Raw genomic sequence first — 21,780 nt, 5'->3', positions numbered from 1 at the left:
GAACCGGCTTTGTCTGCTGCGGCGCGACGGTGCGGGCGTCAGGCCGCGGTGGTGATGTGCTCGGTGCCCAGTGGGCGGTGCGGTGCGATGATCTGCCCGTCCGGCAGCAGCTCCCCGGTGTCCTCGAAGAGCAGCACCCCGTTGCACAGCAGGCTCCAGCCCTGCTCCGGGTGGTGGGCCACGGTGAAAGCAGCCTCACGGTCGGGGCCTTCTGCGGTCGGGCACTGCGGCTTGTGCTGGCACATGGATGGAGTCTTTCGCTGCGTGAGGTGAGTGGTGCGGTTGGTCGCGCAATCTGCTTGATGCATCTCCGTCCCCCGATTGTGCGTGCGGCCGGTCCCAGTGTTGCCGTCCTGGCGTCAATCCGCAGGGATTTCGCGCAGGCGGCCCTCCAAGGAGGAGGACGCGTCACCCACCCGGGCGGTTGCCGTCACCGTACGTTCACGACCGGCGGCGTGTTCACGCAACAGGGCGGTGCCCCGCGGCCCGGTAAGGCCGCGGGGCACCGCCCTGTCCCCTGCGTGTCAGGCCGGCGAGCCCATCAGCGGCGGCGGCGCCAGGCGTACGCTCAGCGCCGGTGCCAGTTCGGTCAGCCGGTGCACCCGGTGCGAGGCGATGCCCGGTGGCGCGGGCGCCAGCGGCACCAGCAGGTCGTCCGGGTCGGGCTGTGCAGTGGCGGCCTCCGCCCGCGCGTCGCAGTGCAGCCACAGCGCCAGCATGTAGAGCCCCGGTACCGACAGCAGATGCGGTTGGTAGGTGGCCGGCAGGGTCTCCGCCTGGAGCAGCGCCCGCTCGATGGACACCAGGAACGGCCCTTCGGAGAACCGCGAGAAGACCCACCCGTCGGGGGTCACCACGGTCTCGCCCGCCGCGGCCACCCGGGCACCTGCCCTGATATGGAACCGCCAGCCGGTCAGCCGCGCCTGCGGCAGTGCTCCGGGAACGGTCGCCGGCTCGAACACATGGACAGGCAGTGGGTGTTCGGCGGCCAGCGGCCCTTCCGCGGTGCGCAGCGCCGGTGTCCTGGCTTCCAGGACCGCGGTGGGCGAACTGAGCGCGGCAAGAACGCTCAACAGGGCTGGGGCGGGTGCTGGGGGAACAAGCAGCGGCATGATGTCGCCTCTCACTGGGAGACACGTGGTGCGGGGGGAGGGCGGGCGCGGACGGCACGTCGATTCGATGCTCTGCGGGAGACCTGCTCAGGCACGTCCGGCGACGGCGGGTGCTTTGCCTTGTGCGCGGAGTTTATACGACCTGTGTTCGCTCCGTGTTTCGTCTAGTCGCTGCCAGTATTACGCGCAAGGCGATAATTCGCCTTCTTCGGCGGACGTGTCGATGGCATTCCCGCAGCGTATGGGGAAGGCGCTGCATATTTCTGCCCGCCACGGACGGCCGGATCCCGTCGGTGATTTCACCCGTACTTCCGCCGGTCCCATGGCGGTGGAATGTGCCGCTGGAACGTGCGCGGATGACTGCTACAGCAAGCCTAGCGTGCACGGGTGGAGCAGTGTGGCGTTATCGATCATTTGGGTGGGCATCCTCCGTTGGACGGCGACGGGGCGGCAGAACGGGAAGGGAGGCGTCGATGGGGGAGAAGGTCGTCGCCAGCGGGTTCGACCCGGCTGATCGAGGGCGCTACCGGCACAAGCTCCAGCAGTGCCTGCTGGGGCTCGAGCGACTGCTGGCGGCGAAGCGTTTCGACCGGCCGCGCAATCTGATGGGCCTGGAGATCGAATTGAATCTCGCGGATTCCGCGGGACTGCCGCGCATGATGAACGAAGAAGTGCTGGAGCGCATCGCGAGCCACGATTTCCAGACCGAGCTCGCCCAGTTCAACATTGAAGTGAACATAGCGCCGCACCGGCTTTCCGGGCCCGTACTCGACCGGCTCGCCGAGGAACTGCGGACCGGCCTGTCATACGCCGACCGGATGGCGGGCGAGGTCGGCGCGCACATCGTGATGGTCGGAATTCTGCCGACCCTGGAGGCGCAGGACCTGGTCTCCGCCAACCTGTCGCGCGCCGATCGCTACATGCTGCTCAACGACCGCATCCTGGCGATGCGCGGCGAGGACATCTCGCTGGACATCCAGGGCGTGGACCACCTGGTCTACGCCTCGACGTCCATCGCGCCCGAAGCCGCCTGCACCTCCACGCAGATGCACCTCCAGGTCACCCCCGGCCGTTTCGCCGCCGTCTGGAACGCCGCCCAGCTGGTCTCAGGGCCGCAGGTCGCCGCGGGTGCCAACTCGCCCTTCCTCTTCGGCCGCGAGCTGTGGCGGGAGACCCGCCCGGTGCTCTTCCAGCAGGCCACCGACACCCGCCCGCAGGAGCTGCGCGTCCAGGGTGTGCGGCCGCTGACCTGGTTCGGCGAACGCTGGATCGACTCGCCCCTCGACCTCTTCGCCGAGAACGTCCGCTACTTCCCCGCGCTGCTGCCGATCTGCGACGACGAGGACCCGCTGCGGGTGCTCGACGACGGGGGAGTGCCGCAGCTGCGTGAGCTGACCCTGCACAACGGCACCATCTACCGCTGGAACCGCCCGGTCTACGCGGTCGTCGACGGTGTGCCGCACCTGCGGGTCGAGAACCGGGTCCTGCCCGCCGGGCCCACCGTCGCCGACGTGCTGGCCAACGCCGCCTTCTACTACGGCCTGGTCAGGGCGCTGGCCGAAGCGCCGCGGCCGATCTGGCACCGGCTCCCCTTCGGGGCCGCGGCCGCCAACTTCGACGCCGGCTGCCGGGACGGCATCGGCGCCGTCATGCACTGGCCGCGCGGCCGCGGCAGCCTGGTCGAGGTCGCCGCCGCCGACCTGATCAGGGACGAGCTGCTGCCGCTCGCCGCGACCGGGCTCGACTCCTGGGGCATCGAGCCCGCCGACCGCGACCGCTACCTCGGCATCATCGAGGCACGCTGCCGCCTGCGGACCAACGGCGCGGAATGGCAGGCCGCGGCCTTCCACCGGCTGCTGGAGCGCACCCCCGACCGGCGGGCCGCGCTGGCAGCCATGACCCAGCAGTACCGCGAGAACATGCGGGACGGCGAGCCGGTGCACGAATGGCCCGCGATGTGAAACGGGCGGCCATGACGGGGGGTGGCTCCGGACGGGCAGGCGCGATCTTCGTATCTTGTCCGGAGACACCCGCGCCGTTGGAGGACCCCGCATGCACACAAAGCCGTACGAGGTGGACGCGGGGCTGCCGGACAGGACGCTGCGCAGCGAGACCCTGATCGTGCTGGCGCTCTCGCTGGGCGCCAGCGGGGTGTCGGCACTGATCAGCTTCGTCGGATCGGTGACCAGGCCCGGCGCGCTCAAGAACCAGGCGGCGACCCTGGTCGGCTCCTACGCACCGAACCGGCCGTGGCTCGATCTGGCCTGGCAGATCTTCTACATCGCCAGCGCGCTGGCCCCGGTCGCGCTGGTCGCGCACCTGCTCGGCCGCGAGGGCGCAGGGATGCGGGCGATCGGCTTCGACCTCGCCCGCCCCCGGCTCGACGTCGCCAGGGGCGCCGCGGTCGCCGCGGTGATCGGCGGCACGGGCCTGGCCTTCTACCTGGGGGTGCGGGCGGCCGGCTTCAACCTGACGGTGGTGCCCGAGTCGCTGCCGAACGTCTGGTGGAAGATCCCGGTGCTGATCGCCTCCGCCGTGCAGAACGCGGTGCTCGAAGAGGTGATCGTGGTCGGCTACCTGCTGCGCAGGCTGGACCGGCTCGGCTGGACGCCGATGGCCGCGCTCGCCGCCAGCGCCGTGCTGCGCGGTTCATACCACCTCTACCAGGGCGTCGGCGGCTTCGTCGGCAACATGGCGATGGGCGTCGTCTTCGTGCTGCTCTACCGCCGCTGGGGCAGGGTCGGCCCGCTGGTCGCCGCGCACGCCCTGATCGACACGGTCGCCTTCGTCGGCTACGCCCTGCTCGCGGGGAAGGTCGGCTGGCTGCCCACCGGGTGACCGGGGCTGCTTCCCGCCCCGGTCAACCGCCGCGTCACGGCACTGCGTGCAGCTCGCCGTCGAGGACCGTCACCGCGGATCCGGTCAGCAGCACCCGGTCGCCGTCCAGCCGGACGCCGACCAGGCCGCCGCGCGCCGAGGCCTGGAACCCGGTCAGCCCGGTACGGCCGAGCCGCTCGGACCAGAAGGGCCCGAGCGCGGTGTGCGCGCTTCCGGTGACCGGGTCCTCGTCGATGCCCACCGCGGGGAAGAAGCCGCGGGAGACGAAGTCGTAGCCGGCCGCCGGGTCCGCGGCCGACGCGGTGGCGATCACGCCGCGTTCCGACAGCCGCGCCAGCGCGGCGAAGTCGGGCGCGAGGGCGCGTACGGTCGCCTCATCGGCCACTTCGAGCAGCAGGTCGCCGCAGTCGGGGCCGGTGTCGAGCACGGTCAGCGGGGCGGCGCCCAGCGCGTCGGCAAGCCCGTCGGGAGGCGTGACGGGGGTCAGCGGGGCGGCCGGGAAGTCCAGGGTGATGGTGCCGTCGCCGTTCGCCTCCGCGGCCAGCACCCCTGCCCTGGTGCGGAAAGCGACCGGGCCGTGTGCCGCGCCGGTGGTGCGCAGCACGTGGGCGGTGGCAAGCGTGGCGTGGCCGCACAGCCCCACCTCCGTGGTGGGGGTGAACCAGCGCAGCGCCCACCCGGCGTCGGCGTCACCCGTCAGCGGGTGTGCGAACGCCGTCTCCGAGAGGTTGACCTCGGCCGCGACCTGCTGGAGCCAGCGGTCGTCGGGAAACCCGCCGGAGTCCAGCAGCAGCACTCCTGCGGGATTTCCGGAGAAGGGGCGGTCGGTGAAGGCGTCGACGATACGGATGCGCATGGCGAGAGCCTAAGGCTGTCCCGCAGCCCCCGGCGGTGCGGGTACCGCGCCGCGTCGCGGGGCCGCCGACGCCAGTGCCGACGCCCTCGCGCGGCGATCGCGGCGGGGGCGTGGGCTGCCGGATTCCGGCAGGCGATCAGGCGTGCTGGGGAATCTCGTCCTTGAGCGTGGAGCGGACCTGTTCGCGGAGCTCGGGGCTGTCGGTGTGGCCGTGTACGGACACGGCGTGCTCGCTCGCGGCACGCACCACCTCGTCCTCCTCGCCGGAGATCGTGAGGGTGCAATCGGTCTCGCTCGGGAATTCCCGGCAGTCGGCGACCTTGCGCATGGCGCATCTCCTCCTTCTGCTCCCTGCCGAGTCTAGTTCGGTGGGTGTCGGGACCGCCGGGCTCGGACGGCTCGGCTCCGGGGCCGCGTGCCGGGAGTCAGTGCCTGGCCTGGTTGAACCTGACCTCGTTGCCCGCCGGGTCGCGGAAGGCGCAGTCGCGTACGCCGTACGGCTGGTCGGTCGGCTCCTGGACGACGTCCGCCCCGGCGGCCCGGACGCGGTCGAAGGTCGCGTCGCAGTCGTCCGTCCAGAACACGACGCGGGCGTACACACCCTTGGCCATCAGGTCGGCCACGGCGTCGCGGTCCGCGGGGGACATGCCCGGGTTCGCGGCCGGCGGCTCGAGCACGATGTCGACCTCCGGCTGGGAGGGGGAGCCGACGGTGACCCAGCGCATCTTCTCGTACCCGACGTCGCTGCGGACTTCGAGGCCGAGGACGTCGCGGTAGAAGCCGACGGCCTTGTCGTGGTCGTCGACCGGGAGGAAGGTGTGGGAAAGTCTGATGTCCATGCAGGTCACGCTACGACAGGGCCGGTCCCCTGCCCTTCTTTGTCCTTGACCGGCCGGGTCACGATCTTGGCGACGCAGGCCGGCAGCGCGGACAGCTCGGAGTGGTTGCGCGCCCGGTAGGCGCTCGGTGTCTCGCCGACCAGCTCGGTGAAACGCGAGCTGAACGACCCGAGCGAGGTACACCCCACGGCCATGCAGACGTCCGTGACCGTCATGTCGCCGCGTCGCAGCAGTGCCTTCGCCCGCTCGATGCGCCGGGTCATCAGGTACGAGTACGGCGTCTCGTCGAAGGCCGCCCGGAAACTTCGGGAGAAATGGCCGGGCGACATGAGCGCCTCGCGGGCGAGCGCCGACACGTCGAGCGGGCGGGCGTAGTCCCGGTCCATCCGGTCGCGGGCCCGCCGCAGCCTCACCAGATCCGCTCTGTCCATGCCGCCAGTATGCCGGAGGCGGCGCTGCTGTGGCCGGCCCCGCGACCGGGCGGTCACACGGGGTCGATGCGGCCCTTGAGCAGGCAGAACTCGTTGCCCTCGGGATCGGCGAGTACGTGCCAGGACGCCTCCGCCGGCTGACCGATGTCGACCGGTTTCGCCCCGGCGGCCAGCAGGCGTTCGAGTTCGGCGTCCTGATCGCGATCGGTGGGGTTGACGTCGATGTGCAGCCGGGCGGGCTCCTTCTTCTGCCCGTCGTCGCGGATGAGGAAGAGCGTCGGCTGCGGGCCGCCGAACCCTTCGCGGGGCCCGATCTCCACGCAGCCCTCCTCCGCGCGATCGAGCACCACGAAGTCCAGGACCTCGCACCAGAAACGCGCCAGCGCCTCGGGGTCGTGGCACTTGAGGACGATTTCACCGATACGGCATGCCATTGACGGAAACCTGCTTTCCACGGGGGAACCGCCGGGGCGGCCGCATCGCTCTTGTGGGCACCCGCGGCGCGGACGGTCCCGCGACAGTACCGGGCGCGGCGAGCTGGGGCGGAGGAATTTTCCGGCCCCACCCCGGTCAACCCGCCTGCGGCCCGCGGCCCGCAGGCCGTCGGACCAGGGTGTTGCCAGCAGAACGCTTCCGATATATCGTTGAGGCATCGCGAACGATCACGATAGGAGAACCGCAATGCATGGACACGGACACGGACACGAGAACGGCCCCTGCGGTCCCGGCCGGCGCGGCTGGGGCGAGCACGAGGGGCTCAGGGCCGCCTTCGGACCGTTCGGCCCGCCCTTCGGCGGCGGACCGTTCGGACCCGGCGGCAGGGGGCGCGGGGGACCGCGCGGCCGGGCCAGGCGGGGTGATGTGCGGGCGTCGATCCTGGCGCTGCTCAAGGACCGGCCGATGCACGGCTACGAGATGATCCAGGAGATCGCCGAGCGCAGCGGCGGCGCGTGGAAGCCGAGCCCCGGCTCGGTCTACCCGACGCTCCAGCTGCTGGAGGACGAGGGCCTGATCACCAGCGTGAGCGAGGGCGGCAAGAAGCTGTTCACGCTCACGGCCACCGGCACGGAAGAGGCCGAGGCCGGCCCCGATGCCCCCTGGGAGGACGCGGGACGCGGCATCGACTGGGATGCCATGAACGAGATAAGGAAGGCCGGCGGCGGCCTCATCGAGGCCTTCCGCCAGGTGTGGGCCACGGGCACCCCCGAGCAGCGCGAGAAGGCGCTGGCAGTGGTGAACGAGTCCCGCAAGAAGCTCTACCTGATCCTCGCGGAAGAGGACGTCGAGCGGGACTGAACCGCACCACGGAACAGCGGCCCGGCAGCCGCACGCCAAGGCCGGCGAGCCGCCGGCCAGGATCGGGCCGGTCCGGGACTCACACCCCGGACCGGCTCGATCCGCGTATCAGCAGCCGGGTGGGGATGATCCGCGGCTGCGCCGGCACGGTGTCCACCGCCGTGGCGTCGATCAGTCCGCGCAGCGCCTCCACCGCCGCCTCGCCGAGACCGCGCTGGTCCTGTGCGACGGTGCTGAGCGCCGGCCGTACCAGCGCCGCCGCGTCGATGTCGTCGAAGCCGACCACCGCCAGGTCGCCTGGCACCGAGAGCCCGGTGTCGGCCGCCGCGTGCATCGCGCCTATGGCCATCTGGTCACCCGCCGCGAAGATCGCGGTGGGCCGGTCGGGCAGCGCGAGCAGCCGCTTGCCCGCGCTCTCACCGCTGGCCAGGAAGAAGTCCCCCTCCGTCACGTACTCCGGCGGGACGCTCAGGCCCAGCCGGGCGCAGGCCCGCAGATAGCCCGCGAGGCGCTCGGCGGCCGGCGGCAGGTGCAGCGGCCCGGTGACGGTGGCGATCCTGCGGTGGCCGAGTTCGTACAGATGCTGCACTGCGGCCTCGGCGCCCGCGGCGTTGTCCGAGCTGACCCGGACCGTACGCGGCCCGGTGAAGGCCGTGTCGATCCCCGCGCAGGGCACGGTGGAGTCGGCCAGCACCCGCAGGCAGCGGTCGTCCGGCGGGGTGGTCAGCACGATCACCCCCTCCAGGTTGTGCCGCTGCACCGCCTGCAGATGCGCGCCGTCCTGGTCGTCGGCCCCTGGTGTGGTCAGCAGCATCAGGTGGTAGTCCGCGTCGGACAGCGCGGTGCGCACGGCGCTCAACAGGCCGAGCAGAAAAGGGTTGTGCTGGCCCAGCGCCTCCTGCCCGCTGTCCCACACCAGCCCGATGGTGTCGGACCTGCGCCGCACCAGCGTGCGCGCGGGCTCGTTGGGCGCGTAGCCCAACTCGCTCGCCAGCCGCCGGATCTTGGCCCGGGTGGCCTCGCTCACCTCGGCACGGTCGTTCAGCGCCCGGGAGACGGTGGCGGTCGACACGCCGCTGCGGCGGGCGAGTTCACGGATGTTCACGGCATACCCGTTCTGCGGGAGTGGAGATGAGCACGAGGCGGCGACGGTGGGGGGACGGACGAGGACCGGACGAGGAACCGGAAAAAGCTTCCTGCGCACAGTCTTGACGATCAGTCGGGGCAAGGACAGACTTCCCGCCGATCGGAAACGTTTACGGCAATCGGCCCCGGTCCGCCGGGGACCCCCAACAGGAACGGGACGCCTGCGATGCCAACGAACGCTCGACGACTACGCACCAGAAGCCTCCTGACCCTCGCCACCGCCGCCGCCTGTGTGGCCGCCGTGGCATCCGTACCGGCGCAGGCCGGCGACAACCCGAGCTACACCAACCCCAAGGCCCCGATCGACGTCCGGGTCAAGGACCTCCTCAAGCGCATGACGCTGGAGGAGAAGATCGGGCAGATGGACCAGATCTCGGTCGTCCGCATGCAGGGCGACTGCGAGTGGAGTGGCGGTGCCTTCACCGAATCCTGCCTGAAGTCAGTGCTCGTGGACAATGCCGCGGGCTCGGTGATCTCCGGCGGCGGCGCGGGTCCCTCGGTCAACACGCCCACCAACTGGGCGACCATGGTGAACACCGTGCAGAAGTACGCGATCGACAACTCCCGCCTGCACATCCCGATCATCTACGGTGTCGACGCCGTGCACGGGCACAACAACGTGCTCGGCGCCACGATCTTCCCGCAGGAGATCGGACTGGGCTCCAGCTGGAACCCCGACCTGGTGAAGGACGCGGGCGAGGCCACCGCCGAGGCGGTCGCCGCCACCGGCATCGACTGGAACTTCGCGCCGGTCACCGACATCGCCCGCGACCAGCGCTGGGGCCGCTACTACGAGACGTTCGGCGAGGACCCCCTGCTCGCCGGCACCCTGGCGTCCGCCGCGGTCAAGGGCATCCAGGGAGCCGACGGCGCCAAGGACGTGGCCGCCACCGTCAAGCACTTCGGCGGCTACGGCGAACCCGGCAACGGCCACGACCGGGTGCCCGGCGACGTCTCGCTGCGCTACCTCCAGGACACCCTCCTCCCGTCGTACAAGCAGGCGGTGGACGCCGGCGCCATGTCGGTGATGGTCAACTCCGGTGCCGTCAACGGCATCCCGGCGACCTCCTCGCACTACCTGCTGACCGATGTGCTGCGCGACCGGTGGGGCTTCCAGGGCGTCGAGGTCAGCGACTGGCAGGACGTCCGCGCCCTCCAGACCACCTACCACGTCGCCGCCGACTACCCCGAGGCGATCGCGAAGGCCGTCAACGCCGGCCTGGACATGGCGATGGAGCCGTACGACGCGCAGGGCTGGAGCGACGGCCTCACGACCGCCGTCCAGCGCGGCCTGGTCTCCGTCAAGCGGATCGACCAGTCCGTGAGCCGCATCCTGACCATGAAGTTCAAGCTCGGCCTCTTCGAGCACCCCTACGTGGACGCCTCGAAGGCCGACTCCCGGGTGATCGGCGCCGACACGGCACTCGCCCGGCAGGCCGCGGACGAGTCGCAGGTGCTGCTGCGCAACGACGGCAACGTCCTGCCGGTCAAGCCGTCCGCGAAGAAGATCGTCGTCGCCGGCTCCTACGCCGACGACATCAACGACCAGGCAGGCGGCTGGACCGTCGGCTGGCAGGGCGTGCCCGAGGGCGTCAAGCTGCCCGGCACCACGGTGCTCCAGGGCATCAAGGAGGCGGCGCCCTCCGGTACTTCGGTGGTGCGCGCGACCTCCGCGGCCGACGCGGTCGCCCAGGCCGCGGACGCCGACCTGACCGTCGTCGTGGTCGGTGAGAAGGCCGCTGCCGAGGGCGCGGCCGACGCCCCGCGGCCCGAGCTGTCCGCGGACCAGCAGGCGCTGGTCAAGTCGCTCAAGGCGGCAGGCAAGCCTGTCGTCACGGTGGTGGTCGCCGGACGCCCGCTGGTGCTCGGCGACGCCGACGGCACCCAGGGCCTGCTGATGGCCTGGCTGCCCGGCAGCGAGGGCGGCCACGCCGTCGCCGACGTGCTCTTCGGCAAGGTCAACCCCAGCGGCCGGCTGAGCGTGTCCTGGCCCAAGAACATCGGCAGCGAGCCGATGTACTACCAGCAGCTCCCCGGCACCAACAGCGGACCGGAGTCCACGTACGACCCGGCCTACCGCTTCGGCGCCGGCCTGTCCTACACCGGCTACGCCTTCGACTCGATCAAGGCCGGCTCCGCGACGGCCCGCACCCGCGACACCATCAGCCTCAAGGTGGGGGTCACCGACACCGGTGACCGGGCGGGCGACCTGGTCGTGCCGGTCTACGTGTCGCAGCCGTCGAGCGACGTGCTGGCACCGCCCGCCAAGCTGGTCGCCTTCACCAAGGTGCACTTGGCGGCCGGCCAGAGCACCACGGTGACCCTCCGGGTGCCGCCGAGCCTGCTCGCCGTCACCCCGGGCGACATCGACGGCTCGGGCAAGCAGCAGGTGGCCCCAGGCACCTACGTCTTCACGGTCGGTGCGCAGAGCACCACGGTCACCCTGCACTGACCGCACCCGCGGCCGCCCCACCGGCCGCACCACCACCACGGCGGGCCGCGGCCGGGGAACTCCTCCCCGGCCGCGGCCCGCCGTGCCGCGTGCGCCCGTCGCCCGCAGCAGGAAGGCTGGGGGCACGCAGCCGGCCGGCGCCCCGCCGGGCCCGGAGCCGTACAGCCGTGGGAGGGCACATGCCGAGCAGGGACGACGACACCGGCGGCACACCCGGCGGGCCCCCCGACCGGGCCGCCGCGGACCGCGAACTGCTCGCCCGGGTCAGGGCCGCGCCGGTGCTCGCAGGGCCGCTGCCGCGCTTCGACCCCGACACCGCGCCGGACACCCCCGGACCGCTCTTCGCCGGCTGGCTCGACCGGGCGCTGACCGACGGGGTGCGGGAACCGCAGATCATGACCCTGAGCACGGCGGGGGAGGACGGCACCCCGAGCGCACGGGTGCTGATCCTGCGCGGCGTCGACTCCGCGGACTGCGCGTTCGTCTTCGCCGGCGACCGCGGCAGCGGCAAGGGCCGGGACCTCGCCGCGCGTCCCGTCGCCGCCCTGACCTGGTACTGGCCCGCGCAGGGCCGGCAGATCCGGATGGCAGGACCTGTCGACGTGCTCGGCGAGGACGCCACCCGCCAGGACTTCCTCGGCCGTTCAGCCCGATCCCGCGCCGCCGCCTTCACCGGCCGGGTCAGCACACCGCTCGGCGGGGCCGAGGAGTACGAGCGGGAAAACCGGGCCGCCGAGGCGCTGGTGGCCGCGGAACCCGACCGGGTGCCCGCGGGCCACACCGTCTACCGGCTGCGCGCCGGCGCGGCGGAATTCTTCCAGGCCGACCCGGCACGCCATCACCTGCGGCTGCGGTACACCCGGGAAGGCGACCGCTGGACCCGCACTTTGCTGTGGCCATGACTCATCCCAGCGGAGGAGGCGCCACGCGGGCGACCCCCTCCGGGGGCGGAGGCGAAATGCCCCGCTGAGCCGATGCGCCCGCGTCGGCGGTCTGGTCGGATTACCGGTGTGTACAGCGACCCCTGGCCGCCGCCCGACCAGTCCCACCCGGCGGACGACGCCCACCTCACCGCGGAGGTGCGCGCCGTGGCCGCCAGTGCGCGCCGCCGGGCGGTCAGGGACGGCGACCCGCAGGCCGACACCGCCCACCTGCTGCACTCGCTTCTGGAGAACGACCCGGACGCCCGCGCCGTGTGCGACGCCCCGCCGGGCCGCAGCGCCCGGGTGCTCGGCTACCTCGTGCAGCGCAGCATCGGGTACGGGCTGCGCTGGCGCGGCTCGGTGGAGGACTCGGGGGCGCTGCCCACCCTCACGGTGACCCTGCCGGGCTGGAGCCCTGCCGCGGCGGCGGCCTTCCGCGCAGCGGCGGAACTGGCCAGGCGGCGCGGCGGAGCGCAGGCCGACGGGATCGACCTGCTGCACGCGCTGGCCGCCGACCCCGACTGCCGTGCCGCCGACGTGTTGCGCTCGGCCGGCCTCGACCCCGACGGCCTGCACGACGGCATCGTGCCCTGGCCCGGCACACGCGAAGTCCGCTTCGATGTCAGGGATTATGAAGGTGACGGTCCTGTCGCCGGCTGACATGATGACCTGATGCACGGATCAGGGGGCAAGACCGGCGGACTCGGACTCGCGCTGCTGTCGGCTTTCGCCTTCGGCGGCTCAGGAGTGGCGGCCAAGCCGCTCATCGACCTCGGCCTCGACCCGCTCCAGGTGGTGTGGATGCGAGTGGCGGGCGCCGCCCTCATCCTGCTGCCCGTCGCCCTGCGCTCCCGCGCACTGCTCCGGCAACGGCCGGGCCTGGTCGCCGGATTCGGGCTGCTGGCGATCACCGGATGCCAGGCGCTGTACTTCCTGGCCATCGCCCGCGTCCCGGTCGGCGTCGCCATCCTGGTCGAATTCCTCGGCCCCGCCCTGCTGCTGGGCTGGATCCGCTTCGTCCAGCGGCGCCCGGTCACCCGGGCCGCCGCGCTCGGCGTCGTCCTGGCCACGGCCGGGATGACCTGCGTCGTCGAGGTCTGGTCCGGCCTCGCCTTCGACGCGCTCGGGCTGTTCTACGCCTTCGGCGCCGCGTGCTGCCAGGTGGCGTACTTCGTCCTCGCCGACCACGGCACCGGCGCGTCCGACGCGCCGGAGCCGGTCGCCGTCATCGCCCACGGACTCGTCATCGGCGCCCTCGTCCTCACCGCCGCCGCCCACCCGTGGACCATGGACTGGTCGGTGGTCGGCCACCAGGCCGCGCTCGGCGACCGCGATGTGCCCGCGGTGCTGCTGATCGGCTGGATCGTGCTGGTCTCCACCGTCCTGGCCTACCTCACCGGGGTGATCGCGGTCCGCACGCTCAGCCCGCAGGTCGCGGGCGTCGTCGCCAGCCTCGAAGCGGTGGTCGGCACCGTGCTCGCCTGGGTCCTGCTCGCCGAGCACCTCGGCCCGGCCCAGGTCACCGGCGGTGCGCTGGTCCTGGCCGGCGCGCTCGTCGCCCAGACCGCGGCCGCGGCCGCCACCGGTGCCTCCGGCGGTTCCGGTGGTGCCGACACCGCTGCGGCAGTGCCCGACGCCCTGCCGCAGCCCGAGCCCAGCACCTCCTGACCACCCCGGTCCTGCGCCCCGCGCCGGCGTCGCGTCGGCCGGGGCGGCACCACGTCCCGGTCCTTGCGCGCGTCAGCCGGCAGGTCCCGCATGACCTCCCGCTCCCCGCGCCCCCCGGGGCGGCGGCGGTCGTCGATCGGGCGGCGCCCGGTGGGGGCTCGGGCGGGGGAGCGGCGGGTGCCAGGGGGCGTGCCCGTAGGCAGGGGCCATAGGGTGGGGGCATGCTTTCGATGGTGCTTCCGCCTCCTGCTGCCTGATCGGGCAGCGCCCTCAGCGGCGAACGGATGACGTAGACGCGGACCGGGTCGGTGACCCGGGACGGTCGGTGCTGCCCGCACACGGTGACCAGCGAACCGACCACCCCTTCCTCCACGGGAGAAATCCGTGTCCATCAGGCATGCCCCGGCCACCCGGGGCCTCATCTACGTCGTCATCGCCGCAACCGGCTGGGGCACGGCCGGCGCCGTGGCGGCCGCGCTGTACGGCCGCAGCGGCCTCGGCCCGCTGTCCCTCACCTTCTGGCGTGCGGCGGGCGGCTTCACCCTGCTGCTCGCCGTCCGGCTGCTGCGCCGCCGCCCGGCGCGAACGGCGGCGCGGACGACCAGGGGGGCGACCGTGCGCCGGGTGCTGGCGACCGGTGCCGGGCTCACCGTCTTCCAGGCCGCCTACTTCTGTGCGGTGCGTTCCACGGGCCTTGCGGTCGCCACCGTGGTGACGCTCGGCTCGGGCCCCGTGCTGATCGCTGTGGCGGCCCGGCTCACGATGGGCGAACTGCTCGGCCGCGGCGGTGTCCTGGCCGTGACCGGCGCGCTCGGCGGCCTCGCCGTCCTGGTGCTGGGCAGCGGCAGCGCCGGCGGGGACGCGGCCGTCAACCCGGCCGGGGTGGGGCTCGCGGTGCTGTCCGCGGCGGGCTACGCGGCGATCACCCTGCTGACCCGCTGGTGGGGGCGGCAGGGCGTGGCCGGCGATCCGTTCGACACCTCGATGTGGGCGTTCGGCATCTGTGCGGTGCTGCTGCTCCCCGCCGCCTGGGCGGAGGGACTGCTGCCGCACGCGGCCCTGTCGGGCCGGACCGTGCTGCTGCTCGGCTACCTCGCGTCGGTACCGACCGCGCTGGCCTACGGGCTGTACTTCGCGGGCGCGGCGGTGCTGCGCTCCGCGACGGTGTCGGTGATCGCGCTGATCGAACCGGTGTCGGCCACCGTGCTCGCCGTCACGCTGCTGGGCGAACGCCTCACCGGGGCCACGGTGCTGGGCACCGTGTGCCTGCTGGGTGCTGTCGGCCTGCTGGTCGCGGACGAGGCGCGCGGCATGCGGCGCCTCCCGCGGCAGGCGGTGGTCACTTCCGGCGCGGTGGCAGATAGCCGGGCAGCGGTACGTCCTGCCCAGGGATCTCCGCGCGTTCAGGAGTCCCGTAGGAGGTGACGACGGGGATCACGCCGGACCAGTGCGGGAGCCGGAGGTCCTCCGGCTCCTCGTTCGGGCCTCCGGTGCGCACCTTCGCCGACACCTCGTGCAGGTCGAGGCTCATCACGGCGGTCGACGCGAGCTCCTTCGCGTTCGGCCGCCGCGTGTCGGCCGAACGGCCGGGCAGCGCATGGTCGACGATCGCGTCGAGCGCGGCGGACCGCTCGGCCGGGTCGGTGACCTGGTGGGCGGTGCCGTGGACCACCACGGAGCGGTAGTTGATCGAGTGGTGGAAGGCGGACTTGGCGAGCACCAGGCCGTCCACGTGGGTCACCGTCAGGCACACCGCGAGCCCGCCGGCCGCCGCTCCGCGCAGCGGCCGCGACCCGGTGGACCCGTGTACGTACAGCCGCCGGCCGCAGCGGGCGTAGAGGGTCGGCAGCACCACGGGTGCGCCGTCCCGGATGAAGCCCAGGTGGCAGACGTAGCCCTGGTCGAGGATCGCGTGCACGGTCTCGTGGTCGTATGCGGCGCGCTCCTTGGAACGGGTGGGCGTGGTGCGGTCGGTGGCGGTGTAGCCGGCTGGGGATGCGGTGGCCATGGCGTCATCCTTTGAACTAGTGCATAATTGCCTTTGTGCTAGGAGAGTATCGAATCACTGGTCGGGGCGCATCGGGTATTGCCGCCGACGTCGAGAGCGCGGTGGGCAGCGGCGCGCTGCGGCCGGGCGACGCGCTGCCGCCGTTGCGGGAGTTGGCGGCGGAGCTGGACGTCAACCCGAACACGGTGGCCGCCGCCTACCGGCTGCTGCGCGACCGCGGGGTGATCGAGACCGCGGGCCGGCGCGGCAGCCGGATCAGGGCCCGGCCGGCCACCGCGCCGCGTGACCAGATCCGGATCGACGTGCCGCCCGGCACCCGCGACATCTCCACGGGCAATCCCGACCCCGCGCTGCTGCCACCGCTGGCCGAAGCGCTCGCCGCGGCCGCCGCCCGGCACGCGCGGTCACCGGCGCTCTACGGCGGCCCGCCGGTGGACGCCGAGTTGAGCCGGCTGGCCAGGGCCGCGCTGGACGCGGACGGGGTGCCCGCGGGGCCTGTCGGACTCGCCTCCGGGTCCCTCGACGCCATGGAGCGCGTGCTCACCGCGCATCTGCGGCCGGGAGACGCGGTGGCGGTCGAGGATCCGGGCTGGGGGAGCGTCCTCGATCTCGTGTCGGCGCTCGGGCTGCGGGCCGTGCCGGTGGCGCTGGACGACGAGGGCCCGCTGGCCGGCGACATCGCCCGTGCGCTGCGGGCCGGGGCCCGCGCCCTGGTGGTGACCGACCGCGGGCAGAATCCCACCGGCGCCGCCCTGTCGGCGGCCCGCGCGGGCGAACTGCGCGCCCTGCTCGCCGGGCACCGCGAGGTGCTGGTCGTCGACGACGACCATGTGCACGGCCTGGTCGACCTGCCGCTGCACTGCCTGGCGGGCGTCACCGACCACTGGGCGCTGGTGCGTTCCATGGCGAAGGCGTACGGGCCCGATCTTCGGCTGGCGCTCTACACGGGCGACGCCACGACGGTGGACCGGGTACGCGGCAGGCACCGGCTGGGCGCGGGCTGGGTGAGCCATCTGCTCCAGCACACATTGGTCCACCTGTGGCAGACCGGAGCCGTCGACCCGGAAGCGGTGGCCAGGTCGTACGGCGAGCGTCGCGACGCGCTGGTGCGGGCGCTGGCCGCCCGGGGCGTGACGGCGCACGGGCGCAGCGGTATGAACGTATGGGTGCCGGTCAGCGACGAGACCGGGGCGGTCGCCGGGCTGCTCCAGCGCGGCTGGGCGGTCGCGCCGGGCGCCCGCTTCCGGGTGAGCTCGGCGCCCGCGGTGCGGCTGACCGTCTCACCGCTGGCCCGGGCCGACATCGAGCCGCTGGCCGACGCCGTCGCCGAGGTGCTCCGCGGGCCGGCCGCGGGCCGCTACGGCTGAGCCTCGGCGTCCGGCCGCGCCTTGGGCCGCCGCTGGGTGAGGGCGGCGCCGACCAGGATGACCACCGCGCCGACCGGTTCGTTCCAGTGCAGCGTCTCGCCGAGCAGCGTCACGCCGGCGGTGGTCGCGACGATCGGTATCAGATACGTCACCATCGCGCCGATCGTCGGGCCCTTCTCCGCGACCAGGCCGTACTGGATCAGGAACGCCACACCCGTGCCCAGTGCGCCGAGCGCCAGCACCGAGAGCACCGACTTGGCCGGCCAGCTGTCCGGCACCGAGGTGAAGAACGGAGTGACGAGCAGCAGTTGCACGGTGCCGAGCATCAACTGGCTGGCGGACACCGCCAGGTGCGAGCTGCCGGTGGTGGTCAGCGTGCGGCGGACGTAGGCCCAGCCCACCGCGTAGCTGACGGCGGCGGTCAGCGCCATCAGGGTGCCCTTGGGGTCCTGGCCGGAGAAGCCCTGCCAGGCGCCGAGCACGGTCAGCACGCCGATGAAGCCGACTCCGACGCCCGCGAAGCGCTCCCTGGAGGGCCGGTCCTCGGACAGCGCGACGAGCGAGACCAGCATCGAGAACAGCGGGGTCGCCGCGTTGCATATCCCGGCGAGCATGGAGGGGATGGTCTGCTCGGCGGTGGCGAAGAGCGTGAACGGCAGCGAATTGAGCAGGAAGGCCGCGACCGTCAGATGCAGCCAGGTCCGCGGGCTGCGCGGCAGCCGCTCCCGCTTGACCGCCACCGCCGCGGCGAGCACCGCGGTGCCGAAGACCATCCGGCCGAGCGTCACCTGGAGCGGGGCGAAGGCCTCGTTCCCCACCTTCATGAACAGGAAGCTGAATCCCCACACCAGCCCGAGCGCGGCGAAGCGGATCCGCCAGTCCACCGCGGACCGGCGTGCGGGCGTCGCGGGGCCGGGCGCGGCGGCAGGGGCGGGCGCAGGGGCGACTGCGGTGGTGAGGCTCTCGGCAGGTGCGGTCATGCACTCACCATGACGGCTGGAACCTCGTAGAACAAGCGAGATTTCGTACACAGTCGACGTAGTATTTCTAACATGTTGAGTCTGGAACGCCTGCGCATCCTGCACGCCATCGACACCTACGGTTCGGTGAGCGCCGCGGCCGACGTGCTCAGCGTGACCACGTCCGCGGTCTCGCAGCAGATGGCCAAACTGGAGCGGGAGACCGGGCAGTCGCTGCTGGCCAAGAGCGGCCGCGGCGTGCGGCTGACCGACGCCGGACGGCTGCTGTCCGGACACGCCGAGCGGATACTGTCGCTGGTCGAGCTGGCCCACGCGGACCTGGAGGCGCACCGGGGGGCCGCGCTGGGCGACCTGATCGCCGGGGCCTTCCCGACCGCGGTGCGCGGGCTCTTCCCCGCCGCGCTCACCGAGCTGCGCCGCGAGCACCCGCAGCTGCGGACGATGGTGCACGAGCTGGAGCCGCACGACTCGCTGGCCCGGCTGAACCGCGGCGACATCGACCTGGCGGTCGTCCTCGACTGGTACAACAAGCCGCTGTCGCTGCCCGGCGGCCTGGCCAAGGCGCCGCTCTTCGACGACATCGTCGACGTGGCGCTGCCGGCCGGCCACCCGCTGGAGGATCGCGCGCAGATCGACCTCGACGAGCTCGCGGAGGACTCCTGGATCGCCTGGCCTGACGGCGGATTCTGCCACGAGTGGCTGCTGTTCACCCTGCGCGGCAAGGGGATCGAGCCGCGGGTCGCGCACCACGCGGAGGAGCACGCCACCGTCCTCGCGCTGGTCGCGGCGGGGCTCGGGGTCGCCGTCATCCCCCGGCTCGGCCGCGATCCGATGCCGGGCGGCGTACGGGTGGTGCCCGTACGCCACACCATGCGCCGCCACGTCTACGCCGTCTGGCGCGAGGACGCCGACCGCCGCCCCGCGATCCGGGCGGCGGTGGACGCCCTCGGCACGGCGGCGCGCGGCCACTCCTGACGGCCGGGGGTCACCCGGCCCGGTCGGGGAGTCCCTCAGGCGAGGGTGACGCTGTCGCCGGAGACGGCGACGGACTTGGCCGGCAGCGGCGAGGTCGCAGGGCCGTGGGCCACGGAGCCGTCCGCGGCGTGGAATTTACTGCCGTGGCAGTGGCAGTTGATCATGCCGTCGGAGACGTCGGCGACCACGCATCCCATATGGGTGCACACCGCCGAGAAGCCCTTGAAGTCGCCGGCCGTCGGCTGGGTGACGACCACCTTCTGGTCGGCGAAGACCTTCCCGCCGCCGACCGGGATGTCCGAGGTCTTCCCGAGCGGGGCCCCGCCCGCTGCGGCGCCTGTGGACGAGTCGGACGGCGCCCCGCTGTCCGAGGGCGCCGGGGAGGGAGCATCCGGGGCGGGGGCCCCGGACGAGGGGCCGTCCGCGGACGAACCGGAGTCCGAGTCCGACCCGCAGGCGGTCAGTACGGCGGCGAGGCCGGCACCGCCGGCGGCGGCGAAGACGGTGCGGCGGGTCGGGGGAATGGAGGATCCGGGCGTGTCGGCCATGGGGCTGCATCCTGTCCGCTGGTGGGGCCGGGCGGCGGTGACCGGCCGTCCGGCAGCGTGTGGTGCCACGCGTGTCCGTTCATACGGCCGATCCGCGCGATCCGTTCAACGGCGCGCGCAAGAATTCCCCCGGGCGTCGCAGCGGCCACTCGCCCACCACCCGGCCTGGCCCCGCCACGACCCCGATAACCTGGGGCAATGCTGAGAGACGTGACGGGCATCCGCTATGTGACGCCGCTGCGCGAGGGCGGTTCGGTGCCCGGGGTGGTCGAGGCCGACGACCTCGGCACGTACGTGGTGAAGTTCAGCGGCGCAGCCCAGGGCCGCAAGGCGCTGATCGCCGAGGTGGTCGCCGGTGAACTGGGGCGCAGGCTCGGGCTGCGGGTGCCGGAGCTGGTGCGCTTCGACTTCGACCCGGTGATCGGCCTCGGCGAGCCGGACGAGGAGATCCAGGACCTGCTCAAGGCCAGCGGCGGGCTCAACCTGGGCATGGACTTCCTGCCCGGCTCCCTCGGCTTCGACCCGCTGGTCTTCGGCGTGGAGCCCGCCGAGGCCGGCCGCATCGTCTGGTTCGACGCGCTGATCGGCAATGTCGACCGGTCCTGGCGCAACCCCAACCTCCTGGTCTGGCACCGCAACGTGTGGCTGATCGACCACGGCGCCTCGCTGATCTGGCACCACAACTGGAAGAGCGCGCGGACCGCCTCGGCCAAGCCCTACGACGCCTCCGACCACGCCCTGGCCCGCTTCTCGCCGCAGCCGGCGGCGGCCGCGGCGGAACTGGCGCCGCTGGTGACCGCGGACCTGCTCGCCGAGGTCACCGCGCTGGTCCCCGACGAGTGGCTGGCCGGCGAGCCCGGCTTCGGCACGCCCGACGAGGTGCGCGCGGCGTACGCGGAACTGCTGGCCGCCCGCGCGGCGGACATCCACGAACGGATCACGCTCGCGCCCGTGGAGCGCGACCGGCAGCCGCCGCCGGAGTGGCTGCGTACCTGGGTCGAGGGGAAGAACGCCTGATGAGCGGGCGCGAGGTGTTCGAGTACGCGCTGGTGCGCGTGGTGCCGCGGATCGAGCGCGGCGAGATGATCAACGCCGGGGTGCTCGTCTACTGCCGGGCCAGGAGCTTCGTGGGTGCCCGGGTGCACCTGGACGAGACCCGGCTGCGCTGCCTCGACCCCGGCGCGGACGTGGCGGGGGTGCGGGCCGCGCTGCGCGGCTACCAGGAGATCTGCGCCGGCGGCGAGGAGGCGGGGCAGGCGGGCGGCGACGACCCGGGACGCCGCTTCCGCTGGCTGACCGCGCCCCGCAGCACCATCGTGCAGCCGGGGCCGATCCACACCGGGCTGACCGCCGATCCAGGGGCCGAGGTCGATCGGCTGCTTGCCCTGCTCGTCCGCTGACCGGCGCGTCCGGCCGCCGCGTGCCGGTGCGCTCAGCCACATCGCCCGTGGTGGCGTTGACACTGGGTCACTGTCCTCCTACGGTTTCGGCAACAGGACCTACTAAGCGGTCGCTCATGCCCTCGGGTGCGAGCCGGCCGCACCACAGGGTTGAGGAGAACAGATGTCCAGCACCGAGCAGCGCGTCGCGATCGTGACCGGCGCCGCCCGCGGAATCGGCGCCGCCACCGCGGTGCGGCTGGCCGAGCAGGGCCGCGCCGTCGCCGTACTCGACCTCGACGAGAGCGCCTGCAAGGACACCGTCGAGACTATCACCGCGGCCGGCGGGCGGGCCGTCGCGGTGGGCGCCGACGTGTCGGACGAGGCGCAGGTCCAAGCCGCCGTCGCCAGGGTCGCCGCCGAACTCGGCGCGCCGACCGTCCTGGTGAACAACGCGGGCGTGCTCCGCGACAACCTGCTGTTCAAGATGAGCGCGGGCGACTGGGACACCGTCATGGGCGTCCACCTGCGCGGCGCCTTCCTGATGACGCGCGCCGTCCAGAGCCACATGGTGGATGCGCACTTCGGCCGGGTCGTCAATCTCTCCTCCTCCTCCGCGCTGGGCAACCGCGGCCAGGCCAACTACGCCGCCGCCAAGGCCGGGCTCCAGGGCTTCACCAAGACCCTCGCCATCGAACTGGGCAAGTTCGGCGTCACCGCCAACGCCGTCGCCCCCGGCTTCATCGTCACCGACATGACCGCCGCCACCGCGGCCAGGGTCGGCATGGACTTCGAGGAGTTCCAGACCGCCGCCGCCACCCAGATCCCGGTGCAGCGGGTCGGCAGGCCAGAGGACGTCGCGGGGGCCATCGCCTTCTTCACCGGCGACGACGCGGGATTCGTCTCGGGCCAGGTGCTCTACGTCGCCGGCGGCCCCCTCAACTGACCGGCCGGAGGCCCGA

General features: G+C 72.8%; 24 protein-coding genes. 13 read left to right on the top strand and 11 right to left on the bottom strand.

Translation table 11 applies throughout. The features are described 5' to 3' along the window. Positions 1 to 38: 38 nt before the first annotated feature. Complete coding sequence (locus ACGFMP_RS33905) at positions 39 to 245, bottom strand: DUF5999 family protein (RefSeq protein ID WP_205047043.1); 207 nt, start codon at positions 243 to 245, stop codon at positions 39 to 41. A 279-nt stretch (positions 246 to 524) separates the two neighbouring features. Beyond that, positions 525 to 1,112 (bottom strand): hypothetical protein, encoded by a 588-nt coding sequence (locus tag ACGFMP_RS33900; protein WP_393677450.1) that lies wholly within the window; start codon positions 1,110 to 1,112, stop codon positions 525 to 527. 473 nt (positions 1,113 to 1,585) lie between these two features. Between ACGFMP_RS33900 and ACGFMP_RS33895 the strand changes: the two genes are divergently transcribed. Together ACGFMP_RS33895 and ACGFMP_RS33890 are read left to right on the top strand one after the other, a co-directional pair. Further along, entirely contained in the window at positions 1,586 to 3,073 is a 1,488-nt protein-coding gene (locus tag ACGFMP_RS33895) for a glutamate--cysteine ligase (protein WP_393677448.1), read from the top strand. A 91-nt stretch (positions 3,074 to 3,164) separates the two neighbouring features. Further along, positions 3,165 to 3,950, top strand: a complete 786-nt coding sequence (locus ACGFMP_RS33890; protein ID WP_393677447.1) for a CPBP family intramembrane glutamic endopeptidase — start codon at positions 3,165 to 3,167, stop codon at positions 3,948 to 3,950. Between the two features lie 34 nt (positions 3,951 to 3,984). On the opposite strand, the gene ACGFMP_RS33885 is transcribed toward ACGFMP_RS33890, so the two are convergent. The 5 genes from ACGFMP_RS33885 to ACGFMP_RS33865 form a co-directional block, all read right to left on the bottom strand. Continuing rightward, on the bottom strand, positions 3,985 to 4,806 hold the full coding sequence (locus tag ACGFMP_RS33885; RefSeq protein WP_393677446.1) for a PhzF family phenazine biosynthesis protein: 822 nt from the start codon (positions 4,804 to 4,806) through the stop codon (positions 3,985 to 3,987). Between the two features lie 136 nt (positions 4,807 to 4,942). Beyond that, the gene (locus ACGFMP_RS33880; protein ID WP_393677444.1) at positions 4,943 to 5,134 is read right to left on the bottom strand and encodes a DUF1059 domain-containing protein; all 192 of its coding nucleotides are present in this window, start codon (positions 5,132 to 5,134) and stop codon (positions 4,943 to 4,945) included. A 97-nt stretch (positions 5,135 to 5,231) separates the two neighbouring features. Next, positions 5,232 to 5,645, bottom strand: a complete 414-nt coding sequence (locus ACGFMP_RS33875) for a VOC family protein (protein WP_393677443.1) — start codon at positions 5,643 to 5,645, stop codon at positions 5,232 to 5,234. A gap of 5 nt (positions 5,646 to 5,650) precedes the next feature. Next, positions 5,651 to 6,076, bottom strand: a complete 426-nt coding sequence (locus ACGFMP_RS33870; RefSeq protein WP_393677441.1) for a helix-turn-helix transcriptional regulator — start codon at positions 6,074 to 6,076, stop codon at positions 5,651 to 5,653. A gap of 53 nt (positions 6,077 to 6,129) precedes the next feature. After that, complete coding sequence (locus tag ACGFMP_RS33865) at positions 6,130 to 6,510, bottom strand: VOC family protein (RefSeq protein ID WP_393677439.1); 381 nt, start codon at positions 6,508 to 6,510, stop codon at positions 6,130 to 6,132. A gap of 247 nt (positions 6,511 to 6,757) precedes the next feature. Here ACGFMP_RS33865 and ACGFMP_RS33860 point away from each other — a divergent pair, with 247 nt between their 5' ends. Beyond that, a complete protein-coding gene (locus ACGFMP_RS33860) occupies positions 6,758 to 7,372 on the top strand; it encodes a PadR family transcriptional regulator (RefSeq protein ID WP_393677437.1) in 615 nt (204 codons plus the stop codon). 79 nt (positions 7,373 to 7,451) lie between these two features. Here the strand turns inward: ACGFMP_RS33860 and ACGFMP_RS33855 are convergent, their stop codons facing one another. Then, a complete protein-coding gene (locus ACGFMP_RS33855) occupies positions 7,452 to 8,477 on the bottom strand; it encodes a LacI family DNA-binding transcriptional regulator (RefSeq protein ID WP_393677436.1) in 1,026 nt (341 codons plus the stop codon). A 282-nt stretch (positions 8,478 to 8,759) separates the two neighbouring features. Here ACGFMP_RS33855 and ACGFMP_RS33850 point away from each other — a divergent pair, with 282 nt between their 5' ends. From ACGFMP_RS33850 to ACGFMP_RS33830, 5 genes are all read left to right on the top strand, one after another. Next, on the top strand, positions 8,760 to 10,970 hold the full coding sequence (locus ACGFMP_RS33850) for a glycoside hydrolase family 3 N-terminal domain-containing protein (RefSeq protein ID WP_393677435.1): 2,211 nt from the start codon (positions 8,760 to 8,762) through the stop codon (positions 10,968 to 10,970). 179 nt (positions 10,971 to 11,149) lie between these two features. Beyond that, complete coding sequence (locus ACGFMP_RS33845; protein WP_393677433.1) at positions 11,150 to 11,872, top strand: pyridoxal 5'-phosphate synthase; 723 nt, start codon at positions 11,150 to 11,152, stop codon at positions 11,870 to 11,872. Between the two features lie 72 nt (positions 11,873 to 11,944). Further along, on the top strand, positions 11,945 to 12,553 hold the full coding sequence (locus tag ACGFMP_RS33840) for a Clp protease N-terminal domain-containing protein (RefSeq protein WP_393677432.1): 609 nt from the start codon (positions 11,945 to 11,947) through the stop codon (positions 12,551 to 12,553). A 12-nt stretch (positions 12,554 to 12,565) separates the two neighbouring features. Beyond that, entirely contained in the window at positions 12,566 to 13,561 is a 996-nt protein-coding gene (locus ACGFMP_RS33835) for a DMT family transporter (protein WP_393677430.1), read from the top strand. 384 nt (positions 13,562 to 13,945) lie between these two features. Then, complete coding sequence (locus ACGFMP_RS33830; RefSeq protein WP_393677429.1) at positions 13,946 to 14,986, top strand: DMT family transporter; 1,041 nt, start codon at positions 13,946 to 13,948, stop codon at positions 14,984 to 14,986. Here ACGFMP_RS33830 and ACGFMP_RS33825 read toward each other — a convergent pair. Further along, positions 14,901 to 15,569 (bottom strand): pyridoxamine 5'-phosphate oxidase family protein, encoded by a 669-nt coding sequence (locus ACGFMP_RS33825; RefSeq protein WP_393677428.1) that lies wholly within the window; start codon positions 15,567 to 15,569, stop codon positions 14,901 to 14,903. The two genes, ACGFMP_RS33830 and ACGFMP_RS33825, sit on opposite strands and share 86 nt — an antisense overlap. A 35-nt stretch (positions 15,570 to 15,604) precedes the next feature. Between ACGFMP_RS33825 and ACGFMP_RS33820 the strand changes: the two genes are divergently transcribed. After that, on the top strand, positions 15,605 to 16,936 hold the full coding sequence (locus ACGFMP_RS33820; RefSeq protein ID WP_393677426.1) for an aminotransferase class I/II-fold pyridoxal phosphate-dependent enzyme: 1,332 nt from the start codon (positions 15,605 to 15,607) through the stop codon (positions 16,934 to 16,936). Here ACGFMP_RS33820 and ACGFMP_RS33815 read toward each other — a convergent pair. Then, a complete protein-coding gene (locus tag ACGFMP_RS33815) occupies positions 16,927 to 17,916 on the bottom strand; it encodes a DMT family transporter (protein ID WP_393677424.1) in 990 nt (329 codons plus the stop codon). The genes ACGFMP_RS33820 and ACGFMP_RS33815 overlap by 10 nt on opposite strands. A 72-nt stretch (positions 17,917 to 17,988) precedes the next feature. Between ACGFMP_RS33815 and ACGFMP_RS33810 the strand changes: the two genes are divergently transcribed. Next, the gene (locus tag ACGFMP_RS33810; protein ID WP_393677422.1) at positions 17,989 to 18,891 is read left to right on the top strand and encodes a LysR family transcriptional regulator; all 903 of its coding nucleotides are present in this window, start codon (positions 17,989 to 17,991) and stop codon (positions 18,889 to 18,891) included. 35 nt (positions 18,892 to 18,926) lie between these two features. On the opposite strand, the gene ACGFMP_RS33805 is transcribed toward ACGFMP_RS33810, so the two are convergent. Then, positions 18,927 to 19,439 carry a Rieske (2Fe-2S) protein gene (locus tag ACGFMP_RS33805; RefSeq protein WP_393677421.1) on the bottom strand — a complete coding sequence of 171 codons (513 nt, stop codon included), beginning with the start codon at positions 19,437 to 19,439 and terminating at the stop codon, positions 18,927 to 18,929. A 198-nt stretch (positions 19,440 to 19,637) separates the two neighbouring features. Here ACGFMP_RS33805 and ACGFMP_RS33800 point away from each other — a divergent pair, with 198 nt between their 5' ends. The 3 genes from ACGFMP_RS33800 to fabG all read left to right on the top strand — a co-directional run bounded on the left by ACGFMP_RS33800 (position 19,638) and on the right by fabG (position 21,764). Next, on the top strand, positions 19,638 to 20,456 hold the full coding sequence (locus tag ACGFMP_RS33800) for a HipA family kinase (RefSeq protein WP_393677420.1): 819 nt from the start codon (positions 19,638 to 19,640) through the stop codon (positions 20,454 to 20,456). Further along, complete coding sequence (locus tag ACGFMP_RS33795; RefSeq protein WP_393677418.1) at positions 20,456 to 20,839, top strand: DUF3037 domain-containing protein; 384 nt, start codon at positions 20,456 to 20,458, stop codon at positions 20,837 to 20,839. The genes ACGFMP_RS33800 and ACGFMP_RS33795 overlap by 1 nt, the downstream gene beginning before the upstream one ends. Before the next feature lie 163 nt (positions 20,840 to 21,002). Then, complete coding sequence (fabG, locus tag ACGFMP_RS33790) at positions 21,003 to 21,764, top strand: 3-oxoacyl-ACP reductase FabG (protein WP_393677416.1); 762 nt, start codon at positions 21,003 to 21,005, stop codon at positions 21,762 to 21,764. Positions 21,765 to 21,780: the final 16 nt, after the last annotated feature.

This window comes from Streptomyces sp. NPDC049040 (genome assembly GCF_043197715.1).
Lineage (GTDB): Bacteria > Actinomycetota > Actinomycetes > Streptomycetales > Streptomycetaceae > Actinacidiphila.
This window is presented reverse-complemented; position numbering and strand designations above follow the sequence as displayed.